This is a genomic window from Suilimivivens aceti, assembly GCF_025567405.1.
GTDB classification, from domain to species: Bacteria; Bacillota; Clostridia; order Lachnospirales; family Lachnospiraceae; genus Suilimivivens; species Suilimivivens aceti.
In genome coordinates this window covers 73,999-95,333 of record NZ_JAOQKJ010000007.1, presented here as the reverse complement: position 1 = coordinate 95,333, position 21,335 = coordinate 73,999, and the positions used below count along the sequence as shown (strand labels likewise).

The window sequence follows — 21,335 nt, the reverse complement described above, 5'->3', positions numbered from 1 at the left end:
CAATTCCTTTCCAGCATATGCTTTAATCTTTATTTATCGAATCGCCTGTAAATATCTTTTTGCTCTGTCTTCTATAATCTGAAATACTTCTTCATCACAATAGCTTGAAAACATACCGGCATCTACAAGCTGCTTTCCGACTCCAAAACAGCTGACACCGGCACTTTGAAATGCAGGTATATCTTCCGGACGGATTCCACCCACAGCAGCAATAGGAATATAGTCAAGAGGAGCCTTTATCGCGCGGATATAAGCTTCTCCCAGACAATTTGCCGGAAATACTTTTACAATATCTGCACCTGCCTGATATGCCCTTATGATCTCACTTGGCGTAGCTGCTCCCGGTATAGAAACCAATCCCATTTCTTTAGTAGCACGCACTACCTCCTCGTTTAAATTCGGAGAAATAATGTACTCTCCTCCGATCTCTGCAACCCTTTTTACCTGTAGCTTATTTATTACTGTTCCGGCACCAATATGTATGGAATCCCCGTAATGCTTTCTTAAGCCTTCAATATTCCGGAGACTTTTTTCCATTGATAATTCCGATTCATTATCAATAGCCAGCTCAAAAAAGTGCATACCCATATTTTTCAGGATATCTACTGTAGCAATCAGCTTTTCTTCCGCCAACCCTCTGAGAATAACAATCAGCTTCTCTTCTAAAATTCTATCCTTCAGGTCACTCATCATCCTACTCACCTTCCTTCCATTTATAATATAATTCTGCGAGACGAAATGCCCCTTTCGCCGCCATCAGTTCGTCCTCATCCAAAAGATGAACCTTCTTTTCCTGCATAATATCTGTTAATATATCATAAACAGCCTGTGCAATTATCCGCTTACCTGCAATAACAAACTGCACCTCCTCCAAAGCCTCTGTCTTCTTAAACTCACATATACTCAGACAATCATAATACATCAATACCCCTAACAGGAAATTGGCTGCCTTCTTTTTATCTTTATGTACATATTTTTGATAAATACGTGTTTTAAAAACTGCACTTGTAAAGGAATTCTTCTGTGCCGTCCGAGCTCCATCTGACACCGCCTGATAATCATATTCCTCTTCACCGACAAAGAAATCCGGAAGTGAATCCTTTAATAACGTATGGAAAAACAAAGCATCAAGCAGTTCTCCACTCATGGTTGTCTTACAACGGCAGATAAACCCTTCTTCATTTGCATATATTATTTTAGTATGGGAGCCTGGTAAAACAAAAATCAGATCCTCGCCCTTGCCACGCTCCCTCAACAAAGCCACCGCCTCTGTTTCTTCTCCACGCATAACATCCATCTGCTCCAGCGTATCTATTCCGATATTCTCTACATGGTTCCTGACTCCCGGAATCATGTAAAAAGGTATTCTGGTAATGTCATTAAAGAAGCGGCATTCTATTGCATTGCACAAAGCCCTTTCATCAACAGGTGCGCATAAATATGGAATTTCTTCAAGCCCCACATTAGAGGTTAACATCCCCGAGCAAAAAATCCCTTGAACCTGGCTTTCTTCTATATGACTTTCTTCTATCAGGCCATCAATACATCTTTTTACCGTTTCACGGATCACCTGATCAGATCCATCCATAGCGGTATTCCTGACACCTGCTCTTTCTTTTTTAGAAGAAACAAAGGAACCATCCTGTCTCCACAAATATGCCCGGGTATTCGTTGTACCACCATCAAGAGTAATGATATATTTCAATTCATGATTATATTCTTCCGAATTTTGCAAGCAATTCATCAACGGTTGCTCCTCTCAGAATTTCTTCTCTTGTTGCAATTTCAAGATCTGCCTGAGCGCGTGCCTTTTTATATACAGCTTCCAGCTCATTGTACGGAACTACCGCAACACCGATTTCATCCGCAACAATTAAATCTCCTGGATTTACAATAACACCTCCGCAACAGACAGGAACATTTACCGCAATAGGTTCCTTCCTTCCCGAATATGCTGTATGCGCTGCTCTAGGTCCTGACGCCTTGGCAGTTATCGGAAACTCCAGCATCTTCGCTTCATCTGTATCACGGCAGCTGCCATCAATCACAGCGCCTGCTATACCGGCATTTCTTGCAAGGCCAGACATAAGTCCTCCCCAAATTGAGGTTTCCGTTTCTCCAAATGCATCAATTACAATAACATCCCCAGGTCTGGCAATTTCAAATACACACAGGCAATCCACGATATCTCCTGCTGTCAGCTTTACAGTAATAGCCGGACCAATTATTTTTTTATTGATGGATTTGGGCTTCATATCATGTCGCATTACCTGCTCTCTCTCCATTGCGTCCCCTACAACGCAGGAAAGGGAATAAACATCTTCCATTTCTTTATATGGTTTGATCAGTTCCTCCTGGATATCCGGTCTCGGATTCATTATACATTTCATTATCTTTACACCTTTCTTTTAATTATTTGCCAATGCAGAACATTAGTCTGATTATCTTTGTAAGCATGCGATGCCTGAATCAGGAGCTTCTCATGGGATGTTCCTTTCCCAATGACCAAATTATTCGAATAAGCCCCTAATCCCTCTGTACGGACTTTTAAATATCTTCCTTCATCCCAGTGAATTCCATCCTCCGAGCAATATAAGACAAAATTTCCTGCTTGTTCGCCATTATTTCCGCTTCTGCCATGAAGAAAATACAAATGTTCGAAGCCTACAACCTGCGGGTTCCGGATTTTTTTTGCCACAAAGGTTGTACCTGCCTGTCCCCACGACATTCCTTTATCCTCACTTAACACATAGGACAGATTATATTCATCATCCAGATTATAATTATACACAATCAGACGGCCATCCTCCAAAAACATCATGCTTCCATATCCATGATGCAGCGACGGAATTGGAATTCTGCTTCTTTCATAATAGTTTTCTCCACCATCTTCACTAACCACAAGTGAATAATAATGATCCGTGGTTTGACCTGTCCAATCAACCGTCGCATCATTGACAAATAAAAGCAGAAAAATTGTTCCCTCCTGATACATCGCATCATAAATACGTCCTCGACGTGTTCCTATCTGACGCAGATTGCTCCATGTGCTTCCTTTATCTCGGCTGATTGAATAAGATGGCACCATATAGGGTTGCCACTGTGGATCATTTGATATATCACATATTAATTGATATACAATAATATCTCCCTTTTCATTCACTATTGCCTTTTCACACATAGCGGAGTATTTCATCTCAGAATGTAGCAATTTTAATGACGGCTGAAAGATATAGGGCTGTGACCATGTTTCCCCATAATCCTCTGACCTTTTATACTCCATCCATCCTACCGCAGAATGTCCCTTTTCATCAAGTGAGCAATTAGGGTAAAAAGCTAAAATTTTTCCTTCCTCATACTCCACCAAAGCATGTCCCAAATGACCGCTCCGTCCATTTATTTCATGGTTCACAAAGACATTTCCTTCTGGTGGCACTACATCAAATTCATCTTCAAATTTCATCTAAAATTCACCACCTTATAAAATTGTAAGCATTTTCCAAATCAAGCAGCTTTGTTCTGTCACTTAATCTTCCATATCGTGAAACACAATATGATTCCAACGATCCTTGGGAAGATTCATATTCCTCATTTAATATATACAGAACCTTAAAGTTTTCGGAAAATTGAAGTGCCCTCGGCCATCCAGCCGTTGGAACACTTTGCAATAATACAGGGATTCCATTTTCTTCATTAATCTCAAATACACAGACACAATTTGCTCCGCGATTGGAAACATATAAATATTTTCCGTTTGGCGATAGCACTATATCTGCCGACAAGTTATTACCTATGTAAGCATCCGGCAAAGCAGATTTTCTATCAACTACTGTCATCTCAGCTTCTAATACTTCATATTTTAGTGTATAAAGAGAGCTAGTTAATTCTGTCAAAAGATATACATAAGAAGTTTCATTATTAATCACCAGGTGTCTCGGCCCACTTTGAGGTTTGATGCTGCAGGAATTTATAAGGTTAAGTTCATGCTCTCCTTTTTTCAAAATCCATATTTTGTCTTTTCCAAGATCTGGAATCAAAATCGTCCCTGTAAAATCCACCCCATAGATCGCATGCGGGTGAGAACCATTCTGTCGATATTCCGCACTATATATATTAACTTCCGGTTCTTTTTCTTGCTTTTTCTTTTCATTTGGGAAATCAAATCTGAGGTAAGTATTACTTAATTCTCCCTCCTCTTCTATTTCAAAACAATATACATTACCTGCATCATATCCGCTGACTAAAAGATTCCGGTCTTCAAACGCCACCCGCATAAAACTGATTCCTATAGACGCAACTATTCTTTTCTCAACAAATGCAATGTCTCCGTCATTCACTTTATACACATTAATGAAATCTGTATTTGTCTCAGAATCCCGTCCTGCCGCATATAGTGTTTTCTTTTTATATGCGCATGCCAAAAACGAAAAATTCTCAATTTTGTCTGCAAACTCTATTTTACTAATTTGATATATTTCATTATTCACATGACAACATACAATTCCATCATTCTTTTCATTACCCTTTGTTCCTACAAATAAAATATCATCCATATGAAACTGTTCTCTCTATCACTTCTGCATTATAAAGGTACCTAATCCCTTAATGCCCTGCTCATTCAACTCCTGATCTGCCGGAGCACCGCATCGTTCACCACCATCAACTAAAATTTCTATTCCAGTAATAAAACCTGCCTCATCGGAAGCCAAAAATGCCGCGGTATAACCAATATCCTCTCCTGTACCCGTTCTTCCGATCGGTATATTATTTTTAAGTTCGTCATATTTTAAATGTTCATACCCTTTTGTGTACACGGCTATACAGCCTGGCGCAATTGCATTAATCCGAATTCCATATGGACCGTATTCAATTGCCATAGATCTGACTGCGCGTTGTAATCCCGCCTTCATTGCTCCATATATACAGTCAATTGCATTTGATGTCGTTGCTTTCTCTGATGATGTAAAAAGAATTGTTCCCTTGATTTTTTCATCAATCATATGCTGTGCCACTAATTTGGCCAAAATGATCCCTGCCCTGAAATTTACTTTATAAACATAATCAATTTCCTCCGTATAAGATGTTTGAATATATTTTTCATACCCTACACCAGCATTATTTACCAGAACATCAATATGTCCATACGCTTCAACAGCCTTCTTAACAAGCTCTTTGATAACATCTTCCTCCGCTAAGTTGCCGTCAAAGGTCACACATTCCTTTCCATATTTTTCCTTAATTTCTTTTGCTGTTTCATATGCCTTTTCTGCTTCACCACAATGTGCCAAAAAAATATTATATCCTTTTGATGCAAATACATATGCTATGCCTTTCCCAATACCTCTGTTAGCGCCTGTAATAATCACTGTTTTACTCATCTTTCTGCACTCTCCTTCTTATTTATTATTCTTCCGTAATAACTACTTTTTTATTGGCCATTTTCTCACGTCTGATACAGTCTACTCCAACCGCAGCTAATAATACAATTCCTTTGAAGATCAACTGATAAAATTCTCCAACTCCTAAGACTCCCAAACCATTGGTTAACGTTCCAATAATAAGAACTCCCAGAAAAACCCCCTTCATATTACCTACACCGCCGTTTAATCCAATACCTCCAACCACACAGGCCGTAATTACATCCATCTCCATTCCCTCACCACCTGCCGGCTGTCCTGATGCAACCCGCCCCATTAGGATCAAACCAGCAATCCCTGAAAGCAGTGCACAGATTAAATAAGAAATGGTTTTTACAACTTTAATTTTGATTCCTGAAAGCCTTGCACCTTCTTCATTACTTCCTACTGCATATAAATATCTTCCTATATATGTTTTTTTCAGGACAAATGCTCCCAAAAACATAACAATCAACATAATTATTACAGGAACCGGAATTCCAGCAACATATCCTTGACCAATCCATTTTACGTTTTCAGATAAACCATATACAGGAAGTCCTCCCGATATAATATAGCATACTCCTTGAATAATCTGCATCATCGCTATAGTTGCAATCATCGGCCACATCTTGAATTTATTAATCAGTAAGCTATTAACAAATCCACACAGGGCTACTCCTACTATACCTATAACAGCTGCTCCCAAAGGATTCCACTGATATTTTACTATAAGAAGTGCCGTAACCGTTCCAATAAGAGACATCTGCGATCCAACTGTTAAATCCAATCCACCTGAAATCAGCACCATTGCCATACCTGTGCTTACAATCCCCAACATAGAAAGCTGTCTTAAAAGGTTAATAAAATTATTGTATGTAAAAAATCCTTTGGCAATTATGGAAAAAAAGATAACAAGGAAAACCAATATTCCTAAAATTGCAATTAACTGTCTATATTCCTGTACGGAATCTTTTATTTTACTCTTCATTTCTGTTCCTCCACTGCATAACCTGAACCATATTTCAGTATTGTCTCTTGATCGAATTCACCCTTTTGCAATTCTCCGCTGATCTTTCCTTCGTGTAATACAATGATCCGATCAGACATACCAATTAACTCATCCATTTCAGAAGAAATCATGATTATTCCAATTCCTGATTCTGCTAATTGGTTCATCAATAAGTAAATTTCCTGCTTGGCACCTACATCAATCCCTCTGGTAGGCTCATCCAGTATCAAGATCTTACAATCGCTTGCCAACCATTTCGCCAATACAACCTTTTGCTGATTACCGCCACTTAAATTTTTAACGAGTTGTTCTGTAGATGGTGTTTTGATTCTAAGTCTGCTTCTTTGCTCTTCTACAATTTTATCCTCCATAGCGCTACGAACCACCAAACCCATCGATATTTTTTTCAAAATAGGCAACACTATATTTTCTTTAACAGACAGCGTCAGCAAAACGCCTTCCTGTTTTCGATCTTCAGAAACATATGCAATTCCACACTGAACGGCATCTCTTGGAGAAGTAATATGCAGCTCTTTACCTTCACAAAAAATACTCCCTTTCCACATCTTATTAGCTCCAAATATGATTTTTGCCGTTTCTGTTCGACCTGCTCCTACCAGACCTCCCAAACCAAGAATTTCTCCTTTATGTAATTTAAAAGAAACATTTCTTACACCTCTGCCATATAAATTATTTACTTCCAATAATGGCAAAAGATCTTTATTATGATAATTTCTATCCGGAAAAGTTTCTGATGTTTCCCGATTAACCATTAATCGAATTAATTCATCCTGACATGTATCAGTAATATTCAGCGTTTCAATTTTTCTTCCATCTCGAAAAACCGTTACTCTGTCAGCTAAGTCGAATACTTCTTCAAGCCGATGGGAAATATACAAAATGGTAACGCCTTCTCGCTTAAGCTTATCTACAATGGAATACAAAATTTTAACCTCGTTTGCAGTAAGTGGTGCAGTTGGTTCATCCATAATTATAAATTTTGCATGTCTGGCAATAGCTTTGGCTATTTCTATCATCTGCATATAGGCAACTGACAGATTCTTTACAGGACTTTTGGGATTCAGATACCCTAATCCCAATTCATCAAGCAATACCTGTGTATCTTTCACAATTTTTTCCCGATTTACACAAACCAAGCCTCCCGGATAAGAACCCAAAAATATATTTTCTGCAATACTCAATTCAGGGATTAAATTAAATTCCTGATAAATCACTTCAATTCCAAGTTTTCTACGTTCCAGAGGCTCCTGTATCTCCTGAAGTTCTCCTTCAAAATACACATGACCTTTATCAACCGATACCGCTCCTGCAATAACCTTAATCAGCGTTGATTTTCCCGCTCCGTTTTCCCCTACAAGAGCGTGAATTTCACCTTTCTTGAAATCCATTGAAATATTTTGCAACGCTATAACTCCGGGATATGTTTTTGTTATATTTCTTACTGATAAAATATTTTCAACGCTCATTCATTTATCACCTTTCAAGATATGGGTATGAGTATTCCCCACACCCATATCATTCACTAATATTATTTATTCTAAATATTCACTCACATTATCCGCATTAACTGGAATATACTCCGTCTTAATATAGGAATCCTCAGGGCCATTTCCCCTGGCTCCTCCCACAGCTGCAATCACCGAGTTCTCTCCCTGTAATCCAATATCTGAATACAAATCACCTCTGAATATGGATCCTTCTGCCACGGCTTTTAACCCGTCAATAGAGCCATCACCGCCAAAAATACCAATATCATCTCCTACATGTCCTGCAGCCTTGAACGCTTCATATACTCCTAAAATACCTCCATCAGTAAAACTTCCTACTAAATTAACATCCGGATGAGCCTGCAGCCAGTTTTCACCAGCACTTATACCCTCAGGTGCTGAAATTGCACTGGGTCTGTCTATTACTTCAACATCTGGAATATATTCTTTAACGCCTTCTATAAATCCATCTATCTGCATTGTACAAAAAGGAATATTCGGATAATCACACAAAGCCAGCTTTACTGAACCATCAATATTATCCTTTGCCCATTTTCCAGCCTGCTGTCCCATCATTTTACCAAGTTCCACAGGATCCTTCATTCCTACAAAATAGTCCGTAACGTCTTCACCACATTCAAAATCCTGAACAACAACTACTAAATCCGGATATTGCTTTTTTACTTTCTGTAATGTTTCTGTTGCTACGTCGGTATCTTCCGGCTGTATAATGATCGCATTTCCTCCCGAAGCTGCTAAATTTTCAATTGATTCAATCATTTTATTAATATCATGCTGATAATCCATAACCCTTAATTCAGCATTCATCTGTTTTGCCTGTTCCTTAGCTGCATTCAGTTTTGCAATTTGTGAAGGTGTAGTCGTATCAGCATTAATCCATCCAATAATTACTTTTTCTTCCGTTTCATTTTCCGCTGAAGAGACATCCGACACTTCTGTTTTTTCCTCTACCTTATTTTCTTCCTCTTTTACATTTCCACAGCCGGTAGCAATGATGCTAAGAGCTAAAAGAACACCTGCAACTATTTTTGGTATCTTCATTGTAATTCTCCTTCCAATTTTCATTTTTTATTTAAAGATAATTATCTTTCATAAATTTATGTGACTATTGTATAATCTTTCAAGTGCCAAATCAATTGACATTTTCTCCATTAATAAAAGTTTTAAATTGGTGTTTTTCAACAAAACATCACTGATTTAACCCATATAAAATACGAATTTTTCACTAATGTTTCGTACTGAAATTCCATTTTCATATTGACATGCCATTTCTTTAGAAATATTATATTATTAACATCAATAGTAATGATCTTTCAATGATGTTTTGTCTATTATATGGAAGGAGAACTAATTAATGAGTCATATACCAGCCTACAAGGAAGTATACAGTAAATTAAAAGAAGAGCTTAAAGAAGGCATCTATCCTGCCGGAAGCCTGTTGCCAACCGAATCCGAACTGGAAAAAATTTTTCATGTCAGTCGCACTACGATCCGCAAAGCTATCAGTATTTTATCCCTGGAAGGATATGTAAAAACAAAACAGGGCTACGGAACGGAAGTATTAAACATTTTTACTGTACAGAAATTGAACCAGATAACCTCAATCACTGAAACCCTACGCCAAAAAGGATATACTGTTAAAACCAAAAGTATGTACATAGAAAAAATCACAGCTCCAGAATCAATTATGTCTATCATGGAAATGCATACCCCTGCCCCCGTATATAAAGTACAACGGGTACAGACTGCAGACGGGGTCCCCATCGCATTAATGACCAACTATGTCAAATGCAGCTATACCCCTGGATTAGAACACTATATCGATGGCTTTACCAGCTTTTACAGCTTTCTTGAGAAAAAGTATAAAATAATATTCTCCAACGCTGTCCAATACCTGTCAGCCGTGAGCGCCAATTTTACAGAATCACAAATATTAGAAAAACCGGTTGGTTCTCCTCTTCTTTGCAGCCGTAGAATCTGTTATTCTGGTCAGGATCCTTTTCTATATGGCATTACCAAACTGGCTTCTGACAAATACGAATACTGTGTAAGTCTACAAAACAGGCCATAATATTTTTTCATTTTTTAACTGGTTATTTGTCAAAAATCCTCGCACTTCATCTTTAAATTTAAATGCTGAAATGCGAGGATTTATTTTATTTATAATTTTCATCACAAGATCTGGCAGAACTCAAACTGTTCACCTGTTGGACTTGCTATCTTGAAGTACCGGATACCGTTGTCCCAAAATCCCGCAATACCTTCAATACCATCAGTAACGATCTTGTATCCGTTCTTTACACAATATGCATAGTCCGACTCAATATCATCAGAAGCAAAACTATAATGATCAATTCTCCCGGAAACCTCATCCGGAAGCCGAGAATCTGATGGAAATATTTCAAAAATAACATCATCATTTTTCAAAAAATAAACAGTATCGTTTCCATTTTGAAATTTGCCAGTCACCTCAAAGCCAAGCACATTTACATACCACTCCACATCTCTTGCAACATCATTGGTAGCAATACCAATATGTCCGATCCTTCTGTTTTTAATCATAAGAACACCTCTTTCTGTTATTCTTGATAAATAATTCCACATCATCCTTGCCCGGGATAGACGGCATGCCTCCTCTACTTTGTACACATAATGCTGCAACCGCATTGCCTGTCAGCGCACATTGACTGATTTCTTCCCATTCCAGCTTTTCTATTGCCTGATTATACGATAACAGCCTGCTTAGGAATCCACCCCAAAAGGAATCGCCTGCTCCCGTTGTATCAACCGTATTAACAGAGAACGCATCAAAAATTTCTCTTTGATCCTTTCTTGCCACTAATACCCCCTGCTTTCCCAGTGTAATTGCAACTAATTTTATTCCCATCTTCAGGAACTCATCTGATGCATCCTCATAATTGGACGCACCTGTCAAAAGCAGACTCTCTTCATCCGACACCTTCATTATATCCGCCAGCGATATCACTTTTTTCATTTCTTCTACAGCAGTACACTCACTTTTCCATAATGATGCCCGATAATTGGGATCATAAGAAATAATCACTCCTGCTTTTTTAGCGATCGATACCGCTTCCAACGTTGCACTCCTGGATGGCTCATTTGTTAAAGACAATGACCCAAAATGAAATATCTTACAATTTGAAAGTAATTTTTCATCCAATTCTTCTTTTCTAAGCATAGTATCCGCTCCCGGTTTCCTTGCAAAAGAAAAGCTTCGCTCTCCCCTCTCATCCAGCTCCACGAATGCCATAGTAGTAAAATATTCTGTATCCTCTAATACTGCTCTTGTATCAATTCCTTCCTTTTTCAGTGTTTCTTTTAGAAAATGACCATGCATATCATTTCCCACTTTTCCAACAAATGCAGTACTGCACCCCATATGGCTTGCCGCTGTCAGCAGATTCGCAGGTGCTCCTCCAGGATTCTGCTCAAATAGCTTCATTCCATTCTTGCTATATCCTGATTCTGTGAAATCTATAAGTAATTCTCCTAATGCAACAATATCTATCTCTTTACTCATCGTTTAAATACCTCATACTTTGGCATTATATTACGTTTAGTAAAAATAAGCACAACACTCATTAATTTTATGGCACCAAATAATTTTGTTTCAGTTTCATTTCAAAATCTTGAATTTCTTCCTTACCATCTATGATACCAATTTCCAGATTATAGGTTCTGTCTTCTAAAGGATCCAAAAACTGCATATTTTTTTGAGCCTCTTTAGACATTCTGTTTAAAGGATATTGCGTACATGGTTCAAGCGCCAAAGCATAATCACCACTAACCATATTTTTCCATTCCACCATAAACGGGAAATCTTTTCGCAAATATCGCAAATAAATCCCAAGTCGCAAATCATCGTTGATAATTGCCACGCTTGTATAACCGGATGCATCTGTTGCTGGACGATGGAAATATGTATCGCATGAGCTACCATCGACTGGATCTGTTATATGCCGAAATGCCTGTTCATCACTTTTTGTATAATTCACATAATTCTCTGTTATAGACGTCGGAAGTACAACCCTTGTATTTCTGTCTAATAACGGATATCCAAAATTAATATGATATAAAAGCATTATAGCTTCCCGTTTAAAGCCCTGATTTTCCACTGTATCACAAATAGTAAAGCTTTTTGCACCCAACCTTGTAGATATCTTACGCTTTAAAACAAGGTGCTCATGAGAATGAGCCGCTTCATGCATATCCCCTTTCACAGAAATCAGATACTCATCTCCATTCCACTCAGCGTTTATTCCAGTATTTTCAGCAGGTGTCTGAGATATTCTTCCATGCCAGTTGTATTCGGTGTCCTCATCCACACAGCTTTGTCCAATATTGCCAAGGCCACACGTATACAGCATTCCACCATGAAAGTAACGGCCAAATTCCATACCATGAACATTGAAATACTCCGGTGCAACTGCTCCTGGCTTTGCAAGAAAACTTAAGTTTATCCCACGATACTTTGCATAAAGCAAATCCAGACATTTACTTTCCATTACGCAAAACTCAAGTCCCGATCCGTTATATATTTCCCATGCTTTTATTCCTTCTGCTTTACCAGAAGCCAGCTTTACCGGTCTGGCTCCTGCTATCTGCTCTATCCGGCCAATCTTTCTAAGCAGATCTGCCTTTTCTATTTCTCCACCCAGAAGCTTCACCATCTAATCTTCCTCCTGTTAATGTGGCTTATCTACTACAACCTTTAATTGCTTTGCTTCTAAACCATTGTCCTCTGTTTCCCGAATGACAGCCATCAATATTTCCATATCTTTATAACGATTGTAATCATATATAATGTAAATATCTCCATTATCATCTTGTGCAACATCCGGATAAGACACGCCATCCCGTTCATCCAGCAATAATTGTTTCGACCAGGTCTTTCCATCATCACAGGAAAGATATGCTGTTAACTGACTGCGAATATAGAAAAATTCTTCATCAGGATTAGGACGATACAGACCGTTTTCAGGCTGATGATTTACCATCAATAAGTTTCCTGATCTTAACCTCATTACCTGGAATCGCGAATTAGGTCCCGGTATATCTGACTTGCCTGGATTCTCCCAGGTCTTGCCTCCATCCTTGGAAAACGCCTGTCCTACTCCATCCTCACAACGAACCAGCATCCAGAGAAGTCCATTTTTCTTTTCTACTAAAACAGACTCATCATAATACCTTCCAGGAATAGCAATTCCACCTTTATACTGAAACGTTTTCCCATGATCTGACGAAGCATAAACATTTGAAAGCGCCCTCGGCTGATCAGGATTAAATGCAGAAGGAAAACGTTTCCAAAGTGCTACTGGAAAAAGCCATTCTCCATCAGAACAAACAATAGGCTTATTTAACATTACCCCATCACCAATACGTACTGGCGCAGACCATTGTTCCGCTTTATCCTCATGATCCTGACAAAAAGCTCCAAAAACTCCGGCTCTTCCATCAAATCCCCCCAGGCTTTGTGCCCAGAATAACCATAATCTGCCATCAGGATCAAACCACAGGCATTGGTCAAACGCTCTGACTTCATCTGGAGGATCAACTGCTGCTATTGGATCCGACCATGTTTTTCCATAATCATCGCTTTTTTTCAAGAGAACAAAATTATCTTTTCCTTCATCCGCTCCCCCTGTATAAAAAGCTGCCCAAAGACGTCCTTCTGGAGAGATTTCAATAGATGGAATTCCCTGCCATTTCCGCTGATCTGCCTGATACTTTTCCCCTAACCCAGTTAATACTGGAGCTGCAGTCAAAGTGATATCTTTTTTTCTCAGCCTCTCCTCCGTTACTTCCAAATCGATCATTCTTCCTCCTCCTTCACTGCCATTGCCGTTGCCAATGGCATTTCATGAAACATTACTTTTTCCAGAACATTTCCCGTTTCGTCTACTCTAAATATTTCCAATCCGCTCCAATTATCCTTATATGATTCATTCATTACAAATAAATATTGCTCGTTCTTTCCCAAGTCAATTACACGCGGCCACCCTTTTGTTTTTATGTGTTTCAGATCGCTGAGTATAAGCTCGTTGTCCTCCGTTCTTATCGAAAATATTCCAATACTGTCAAATCCTCTGTTCGAAAGATAAATACGTTTTCCATCATGAGAAAACTTAATATCTGCAGGTAAATTTTCATCATTTATTGGAGCTGCCGGAATACGCATGATATGCTTCTTTTCTTTTAAGTTCATGATTACCAGCTCTGATGATTTTTCCATAGCAACACCTAGCCATTTTCCATCTGGCGAAAATGCTGTATGTCTAGGTCCTGCACTTGGCTCCACATTCCATGAACAGGCAATCTTTAATTTTCCGTTTTTTTCTGTTTCCAGAATATTTAACCTGTTGGTTCCCATATCACAGACCGCAATCAGTGAATCATCCGGCGAAAAAAAGGCCGAGTGTAAATGGGAAGTATTCTTGCTGTTTTCTCCAGGTATTAATCCTGTAAAATCGCAGGACTCCTTAAGTTCACCAATACTTCCATCCTGGCAAAGCATATATTCCAAAAGGATGCCATTATCAAACAACGTAATCAACAATCTGGTTCCCGCCTGATTTATCTGCAAATGGCTGATATTAGATGTTTGCAGATATATGCAATTAATTATATGAAGTGATGTACTATCTGTAATATCAATCGCATACAGTATGGCCATATCCTTCTCCTGCCTGGCAGCGCAGTATAAATACCTGCCATCCGGAGATAACGCCAGAAAATAAATACCCGGCAAGCAGAGCCGTCTTCCGCTCTTTATCAGTACATTATTATCAGAATCGTAGATCCACTCTTCCAGATACCCTTCAGATTTTATACTTCCAACAAAAATACGATACTGTCTTCTTTTCTGCATTAATCCAATACTCCTACGCCCGAGCCCTTAATCCCTGCCGGATTATATGGATTATCCAGACCAATATTTCTGCCGCAGTTAATTCCACCATCTACATATAAATTAATTCCGGTAATAAAAGATGCCTCTTCCGAAGAAAGAAATACTGCAGCATAACCAATATCTTCTCCTCTTCCAATTCTTCCAAGTGGAATCTCCTGCATCTGTTGGTCATAGCTGCCATCCTTATGTCCTTGAGGATTCACATCTATACACCCTGGAGATATTGTATTCACACGAATCCCATAGGGAGCAAATTCTCTTGCAAGCGACTGCGCAGATCTATGCAATGCTGCTTTCATGCCCCCATAAAGGGCATCATCCGGATGTACTTCAAAGGATCCTCTGGTAGATGCCGTAAAAAGTATGCTCCCCCTGATTTTCTTTTCTTTCATATGATTTGCAACCATTGTTGCAAGGTAAATACCAGCCCGATAATTTGTCTGATATATATTATCCATCTCTCTAATCGTTGTATAGGTTAAATATTTTTCCAGACCAACTCCTGCATTACTCATTAATACATCAATCTCACCGTAAGCATCTACCGCTGCACGGAATAAATCCTCCACCTCAGCAGCAACAGCCAAATTACAGTCATAAGTATGCACTTCCCGTCCAAAACGCTTTTGTATTTCTTCTATGACTTCCTGTGCTTTCTCGGGTTCTCCATAATGAGCCAGGAAAAGATCATAGCCCTTCTCTGCAAAAGCCAATGCTATTCCCTTTCCAACCCCTCTGTTTGCACCTGTAATCAATGCCACTCTTCTTCTGCTCTCCATCTTTACACCTCCGTCTGATTATTCATACTTATAAAAAAGCTTCATATGGTATTTTTACAAAATAGTGTACTTCCCCATCCTCACACATGAGATAAAGCATTTCTTTATCATCCTGTGGCAACAAATGAGGATAAAACAATGCCTTTTCCGGCTTGGCTACCGGAATCTGTTTATTCCAGTTAAGTCCATCATCACTTACCCATAAGGACAGATTTTTTCTGGCTGAAAAAACTGTTTTAGATGCTGGCGGTGCAGGATTAAGCGCTAATACTATTTTGTTCCGGATACGGCACAATGAAATCTTCGAATTTGGATTAGGAATTTCTGTGGGCTCCGGTATCGACCATGTTTTTCCCATATCATAGCTCATACTCCTGTATAAAACTCCGGAAAATTCCGCTCTCATCAGCATCAACAGCGATCTATCCGGCAACTCACAGACGTTATTTTCCCAGAGTGGATAATCTGCACGTAAATCACCATAAATAGAAAAACTCTTTCCCTGATCTTCTGAAATAATAACACCGCATCTCGTTGGCCATTTCATGGTAACATAATCCGGTGCCTTGGCCGGAGCTTCAATCCAGTCCCATCCTTCCTCGACTGCCTGCCAGTAAACAGGGAAAAGCCATGTATTATTTGATAATACAATTCCCTGACGGACGCTGAAATTGCCAAGTCCATTGGGTATATTTCGTGGCATCTCCCATTTTTTACCATCTTCGCTTCCATATGATATGTAACTGTGAATTTCACGATAAAAGGAAGGTGTATGATATGTATGCACAAACATCATGGGACGTACTCCTTCTGTGAAAATTTCCGTCACCCACACAGCACGTTCTCCATGCCGGAATAAAATTTCAGGCTTGCTCCACGTTTTTCCTTCATCTTCGCTTCGTACAGACAACACAAAGTTGTCCTCATGCGGTTCTCCCGGTCCACCAGACAATGCCGTCGAAATCAGTGAGCCATCTGCCATTCTCCTCAAAACCGGCTCCCGAGCAAAAGCATATTCAGGCTTTGCACACAGCGCCACTGTCGCATCATAAAAAAAATCTTCTTTGTTCATCATATTGCTACTTCCTTTGGTAATCATTATGAAATATAATACAACATGGAGATGGCACATCACATTGCTTTCCCGTATAGTGAAGCGTACCATTTTGATAATCAATTTCATATGCAAGAATCTTATCATCATGCTGTATGCCCACAATTAAAAATTTTCCATCTGGTGTCAGATTAAAATCTCTCGGAAAGCTCCCCGGCATCTTAACAACAGATGTTTTTATAAGCATTCCTGTTTGTGGATCAACTCTAAAACATGTAATAGAGTTATCACCCCTGTTTGAAGCGAACATCATAGAACGATCCCTGCTATAACGAAGCGCAGACGTTACGCTCCAACCCAGATAATCATCTGGAAGGGTGTTTATCTGCTGAATTAAGATCATCTTTCCAGGCGCCGTCTTTTTATATTTGTAAACATTGATATCAGAATTTGTCTCACAAATAATATATGCAAGATTACCATCATCACTGAAACAGACATGTCGTGGACCGGAACCATCTTTTGTTCCAAAGGCATATTCCAGGTCATATCGATGCTCTCCTTTTGCATTATAAAAAGCCACCGCATCTATCCCACAGTCCAACACACAAATGTATTCACCATCCGGTGTGATCTCACTGCAATGTACATGGGGTACTTTTTGTGCACTTGGAAGATGTGATATCTTTCTTTCACAGCCGCCGATGCTGCCATCCTGTTCCAATGGATAACATACAAGTGTTCCTTCTCCATAATTTGATACATACAAGTAATCGCTCTCTACATCAACGTAGCAGGGAAGCTTTCCATAAGTTGGCTGTTCATTTATAAAAGTGAGATTTCCATCCTCATCTATCTGGTACGCAGAAACACCTCCGCCATCAATACCATGAAAGCTATTACTTTCAATAGTTGCATAAAGATGCTTTTCATCTTTATCTATGCACAAATAAGACGAATTTTCTGCTGGAATGGTACGAACTATTTTCATGTCTGCTGTATGCTCGTCTATAGCAAGGGTGTAAATTCCCTGAGACCCTCGCAAAGAATTGGTTCCTACAAATGCTGTTAACAATGAATCTTCCTCCTTTCAGATTTTTGCAAATCACCAAGATCACTATATTTCTCTTATCCTTTTACAGCACCCGCTGTCAGACCCTGTACCATATATTTCTGCATAAACAGCAGGAATATCAATGAAGGGATTAATGCAATTGTAGATGCTGCCATCATCGTTGACCAGTCTGCGTTATTTTGTACCTGGAACATCTGAAGCCCTATTGTCATTGTCTGTAATTCATTAGAACGTAAAAATACACTCGCTAACATATATTCATTCCAACAGTTGTTAAACGTAAAGATAGCAACCGTAGCAATTCCAGGAAGCGAAAGTGGCAAAACTATTTTCAAAAATGACTGTGCCGGTCCCAGTCCATCAATAAATGCTGCTTCTTCAATATCAATGCTTATGTCATCAAAGAATCCCTTCAGCATCCACGTTGCAAACGGCAGATTAATAGAAATATAGCATATGATTACAGATAACTGATTGTCTACAAGTCCCAGTGTTTTAAAAATCCAGAACAATGGTATAAGTACTAATACCAGTGGAAACATTTGCAGCATCAGCAAAAATACAGTATATCCTGTAAATACCTTCCCCCGACAACGTGATAATGCATATCCTGCGCATGAAGCAAATACTACGCAGAACACAACTACCACCAGCGCTATAAACACACTGTTCGCAAGATACCTTCCAAATGTAGTTTCAAATAGCACTTTGCGGAGCATGGAAAAATCCGGGTTGGACGGAAAAAGAGATTTATCACTCATATAACCACCAAAAGGTTTTAACGCTGTTCCTATCATGCTTATATTGGGAATATTAACTACAAATGAAAGAAATACCATTACCAAAAAGAGTAAACCCCGTTTTATCTTTTTCCTGTATTTTATCATAGTTATCTATCTCACTCCTTTCCATACTTACTTACTTTGAAATAAACACCACTTGCAATCAGCATGATTACCAGCATTACAGTTGCCATAGCAGATGCATAACTGATATTTCCTCTGAAAAAGGCATTATTGTAAGCAAGTATTGACAGTACCTCTGTAGATTGTGCAGGACCACCCTTGGTCAGCATATATATATTGTCAAAATTATTGAATGTCCAAATTGAAACCAGCGTAATTGTTATGATGGAAACATTTTTAAGATGTGGAAATGTTACATACCGAAACCGTTGAAATTTGTTGGCTCCATCAATATCAGCAGCTTCATAATAGTCCTTGGATATTCCCTGTAAACCTGCTAACAAAGATACTGTAATAAAAGGAAAATTTCTCCATGCACCTATTATGATTACCATTATCTTTGCAAGTGTTTTATCAGCCAAAAATAATATCGATTTGTCAATCACACCAATACTTTTTAAAAAATTATTAAAAAAACCATATTGATCACTTAAGAGCCAGCTCCAGCTCATACTTGATACTGCAGGTGATATAACCCACGGAATTAAAATCAAAACCCGGAACAAAGTACGGCATGGCATGTCTGCATTTAATAATAAAGAAAATACCAATCCTGTTATATAAGCAATCACCACTATGCCAATTGTATATATTACCGTAAACAGCAAATCACTGCGAAATTCTGCATCTGATGTTAATATAGTTATAATATTTTTCAATCCAACAAACTTCTTTTCATTGCCCTTGTATAAGCTGCTATTCTGAAAAGAAAGCATTATTCCCGTTAACAGCGGATAAATACTTACTATTAAAAAAACGATTGCAGAAGGGAAAATTAACATGTATCCAAACCTTCTACTGAATAATCGATTCCCTTTCATATGTTCATTTTACCTCCTTAACAATTATGTTATCTGATAAATCAAATATAATATTTTCTAAATATTCATAGTATATAAAGGCAGACATATTGATCTGCCTTTATATACAGAGTCACAAAACTACTTCGCTTCGTCTAATGCCTTTTGAATCTTTTCGTCCGTCTGCTTGGCCAGTCCTTCAAGATCATCATTTCCCATCAGGATTTCCTGTGTAATGCTCTGAAGCAGGAGCTCACCCTCTACCTGATTATATGCACTGTAATACCCTTTAACAGGCCATGTAGGGAACTGCATAGAAGGTAAACACTTTTCTGTCAGATCATTGTAGATCGGAGTATTAAAAACTTCATCACTATACCAGTCACTTCTTGTCGGCAGTGTTCCTCTTGAACCCGTAACATAAATCTGCTTATAATGCTCCATATAGGATTTAATGAATGCCTTTGTCAGTTCCGGATGATCATTATTAAACGCAAGTATGGGCTCAAAATAAGTCATACTAACAGGGGTATCTGTATCAGGTCCCTTAAGCAGCCCCATAACCCGGCTGTTATCCCATACTTCTTTGTTAATAGTAGCAACTGAGGAATCCAGGTTATGGCGGAAGATCATTGCTGCGTTTCCACTAACATAAGTACTGTCACGCTCGCCTGATGTCATAGAAGCTGCACTTTCAGCAATCAGTCCTTCATCATACATGGTTTTAAGTAATTCACACACATGTAAAACCTCCGGAGAGGATACATTAGGTTTCAGATCTTCAGTAACAACATTTGTACCATTCAGCATACAGAAATACGTGAAAAGTGTATGTACCTCATGATCACCTGCTGCTGCAACAAAGGGAATGATGTCAGGACGTTTTTCCTTAATGGTTCTACATACATCCAAAAACTCATCAAAGGTTGTCGGTTCCTCAGTAATACCACATTCCTTGAAAATAGCCTCATTATAGGTAATGCATTCCGGCTGAATATCAAACGGCATTGCTACAAGTTCACCATCAAAGGTTTGAACGTCAAACGCCGCCTGAGGGATAGCCTCCAGAATAGGATTATTCTCTGCCTTCCAGTCTTCAAGAATAGAATTCAGATTCATCGTTCCACCCATCATATGTACCTGACTTGGCAGGGTTGTTCCTGTTGTACCTACATCCGGTGCTGTTCCGGATGCTACAGCAGTCAGATAAACCTGTGTAAAATTGTCCCACGGCAAAAATCTGACCTCGACATTCGCACCGATTTCCTCTCCAACCTGCTCGCAGATCTCTCTCACCGTAGCTTCATAAGCATCTGCATCAGAACCCCAGATCATATCCCAGAATTCAATTGTTTCTTTTTCACCGCTTTCAGTATTGCCTTCATCAGTATTGCTCTCTGCTGTATTTTGTCCTTCCGTTTCAGAAGCAGCTGACGAATCAGCCTTTCCGCATGCAGTAAACATTGTTGTGACCATACATGCTGTCATAATTAATGCTAATAACTTTTTCTTCATAATCTTCTTTACCTCTTTTCTGCGCCACCGTTTTTGTGTGCATATCAGGCTTACGTGCGTAGCGCTCACACATATAAGAGCATCTTCCTTCTCTTCCTGTATGCTGCAAATCGCTAATGTCAGATTCATCTGAACTTTTCATTTTAAGCAATTATTTCAATTTTCTCTTTCTTTATTGTCCTCCCTGCTTCTTAAGAATATTTCAGTGCCCCCACCTTAGCTTATATATGTGTACGGGATAACTCCCGGAAACACCATTATCACACATTCATCATCATG

21 protein-coding genes are annotated in these 21,335 nt (G+C 38.9%); 1 reads left to right on the top strand and 20 read right to left on the bottom strand.

The genetic code is table 11. The features are described from left to right. Positions 1 to 33: 33 nt before the first annotated feature. The 9 genes from OCV77_RS09620 to OCV77_RS09580 form a co-directional block, all read right to left on the bottom strand. Positions 34 to 693, bottom strand: a complete 660-nt coding sequence (locus OCV77_RS09620; protein ID WP_262574854.1) for a bifunctional 4-hydroxy-2-oxoglutarate aldolase/2-dehydro-3-deoxy-phosphogluconate aldolase — start codon at positions 691 to 693, stop codon at positions 34 to 36. A 1-nt stretch (position 694) separates the two neighbouring features. Then, positions 695 to 1,744 (bottom strand): 2-dehydro-3-deoxygalactonokinase, encoded by a 1,050-nt coding sequence (locus tag OCV77_RS09615; protein ID WP_262574852.1) that lies wholly within the window; start codon positions 1,742 to 1,744, stop codon positions 695 to 697. Continuing rightward, positions 1,713 to 2,390, bottom strand: a complete 678-nt coding sequence (locus OCV77_RS09610; RefSeq protein WP_117633140.1) for an RraA family protein — start codon at positions 2,388 to 2,390, stop codon at positions 1,713 to 1,715. The genes OCV77_RS09615 and OCV77_RS09610 overlap by 32 nt, the downstream gene beginning before the upstream one ends. Positions 2,391 to 2,395: 5 nt before the next feature. Next, the gene (locus tag OCV77_RS09605; RefSeq protein ID WP_262574851.1) at positions 2,396 to 3,463 is read right to left on the bottom strand and encodes a sialidase family protein; all 1,068 of its coding nucleotides are present in this window, start codon (positions 3,461 to 3,463) and stop codon (positions 2,396 to 2,398) included. A 7-nt stretch (positions 3,464 to 3,470) separates the two neighbouring features. Continuing rightward, positions 3,471 to 4,553, bottom strand: coding sequence for a lactonase family protein (locus OCV77_RS09600; protein WP_262574850.1), 1,083 nt, complete (start codon positions 4,551 to 4,553; stop codon positions 3,471 to 3,473). Positions 4,554 to 4,571: 18 nt separating this feature from the next. Continuing rightward, positions 4,572 to 5,378: an SDR family NAD(P)-dependent oxidoreductase gene (locus tag OCV77_RS09595; protein WP_262574849.1), complete on the bottom strand. Its 807-nt coding sequence runs from the start codon at positions 5,376 to 5,378 to the stop codon at positions 4,572 to 4,574. A gap of 25 nt (positions 5,379 to 5,403) precedes the next feature. After that, a complete protein-coding gene (locus OCV77_RS09590; RefSeq protein WP_262574847.1) occupies positions 5,404 to 6,387 on the bottom strand; it encodes an ABC transporter permease in 984 nt (327 codons plus the stop codon). Continuing rightward, positions 6,384 to 7,895, bottom strand: coding sequence for a sugar ABC transporter ATP-binding protein (locus tag OCV77_RS09585; protein ID WP_262574845.1), 1,512 nt, complete (start codon positions 7,893 to 7,895; stop codon positions 6,384 to 6,386). Before OCV77_RS09585 ends, OCV77_RS09590 begins: the two co-directional genes overlap by 4 nt. 66 nt (positions 7,896 to 7,961) lie before the next feature. Beyond that, complete coding sequence (locus tag OCV77_RS09580; RefSeq protein ID WP_262574844.1) at positions 7,962 to 8,978, bottom strand: sugar ABC transporter substrate-binding protein; 1,017 nt, start codon at positions 8,976 to 8,978, stop codon at positions 7,962 to 7,964. Positions 8,979 to 9,291: 313 nt separating this feature from the next. On the opposite strand from OCV77_RS09580, the gene OCV77_RS09575 reads away from it, so the two are divergent. Next, the gene (locus OCV77_RS09575) at positions 9,292 to 10,008 is read left to right on the top strand and encodes a GntR family transcriptional regulator (protein WP_118497555.1); all 717 of its coding nucleotides are present in this window, start codon (positions 9,292 to 9,294) and stop codon (positions 10,006 to 10,008) included. 101 nt (positions 10,009 to 10,109) lie between these two features. Here OCV77_RS09575 and OCV77_RS09570 read toward each other — a convergent pair whose 3' ends face one another. The 11 genes from OCV77_RS09570 to OCV77_RS09520 form a co-directional block, all read right to left on the bottom strand. Next, on the bottom strand, positions 10,110 to 10,499 hold the full coding sequence (locus tag OCV77_RS09570; RefSeq protein ID WP_117633142.1) for a VOC family protein: 390 nt from the start codon (positions 10,497 to 10,499) through the stop codon (positions 10,110 to 10,112). After that, complete coding sequence (locus OCV77_RS09565) at positions 10,492 to 11,478, bottom strand: carbohydrate kinase family protein (protein WP_262574841.1); 987 nt, start codon at positions 11,476 to 11,478, stop codon at positions 10,492 to 10,494. Before OCV77_RS09565 ends, OCV77_RS09570 begins: the two co-directional genes overlap by 8 nt. A gap of 67 nt (positions 11,479 to 11,545) precedes the next feature. Continuing rightward, on the bottom strand, positions 11,546 to 12,628 hold the full coding sequence (locus OCV77_RS09560; RefSeq protein ID WP_262574840.1) for an aldose 1-epimerase family protein: 1,083 nt from the start codon (positions 12,626 to 12,628) through the stop codon (positions 11,546 to 11,548). 15 nt (positions 12,629 to 12,643) lie between these two features. After that, on the bottom strand, positions 12,644 to 13,774 hold the full coding sequence (locus OCV77_RS09555) for a sialidase family protein (protein WP_262574838.1): 1,131 nt from the start codon (positions 13,772 to 13,774) through the stop codon (positions 12,644 to 12,646). Beyond that, a complete protein-coding gene (locus OCV77_RS09550) occupies positions 13,771 to 14,826 on the bottom strand; it encodes a lactonase family protein (protein WP_262574837.1) in 1,056 nt (351 codons plus the stop codon). The genes OCV77_RS09555 and OCV77_RS09550 overlap by 4 nt, the downstream gene beginning before the upstream one ends. Continuing rightward, a complete protein-coding gene (locus OCV77_RS09545; RefSeq protein WP_262574834.1) occupies positions 14,826 to 15,647 on the bottom strand; it encodes an SDR family NAD(P)-dependent oxidoreductase in 822 nt (273 codons plus the stop codon). The genes OCV77_RS09550 and OCV77_RS09545 overlap by 1 nt, the downstream gene beginning before the upstream one ends. A gap of 28 nt (positions 15,648 to 15,675) precedes the next feature. After that, on the bottom strand, positions 15,676 to 16,722 hold the full coding sequence (locus OCV77_RS09540) for a sialidase family protein (protein ID WP_262574833.1): 1,047 nt from the start codon (positions 16,720 to 16,722) through the stop codon (positions 15,676 to 15,678). Positions 16,723 to 16,726: 4 nt separating this feature from the next. Next, positions 16,727 to 17,776, bottom strand: a complete 1,050-nt coding sequence (locus tag OCV77_RS09535; RefSeq protein WP_262574830.1) for a lactonase family protein — start codon at positions 17,774 to 17,776, stop codon at positions 16,727 to 16,729. Between the two features lie 53 nt (positions 17,777 to 17,829). Then, positions 17,830 to 18,537 (bottom strand): carbohydrate ABC transporter permease, encoded by a 708-nt coding sequence (locus OCV77_RS09530; RefSeq protein WP_262574829.1) that lies wholly within the window; start codon positions 18,535 to 18,537, stop codon positions 17,830 to 17,832. 137 nt (positions 18,538 to 18,674) lie between these two features. Beyond that, complete coding sequence (locus tag OCV77_RS09525) at positions 18,675 to 19,562, bottom strand: carbohydrate ABC transporter permease (protein ID WP_262574827.1); 888 nt, start codon at positions 19,560 to 19,562, stop codon at positions 18,675 to 18,677. Positions 19,563 to 19,682: 120 nt separating this feature from the next. Further along, positions 19,683 to 21,056, bottom strand: a complete 1,374-nt coding sequence (locus OCV77_RS09520) for an ABC transporter substrate-binding protein (protein ID WP_262574825.1) — start codon at positions 21,054 to 21,056, stop codon at positions 19,683 to 19,685. Positions 21,057 to 21,335: the final 279 nt, after the last annotated feature.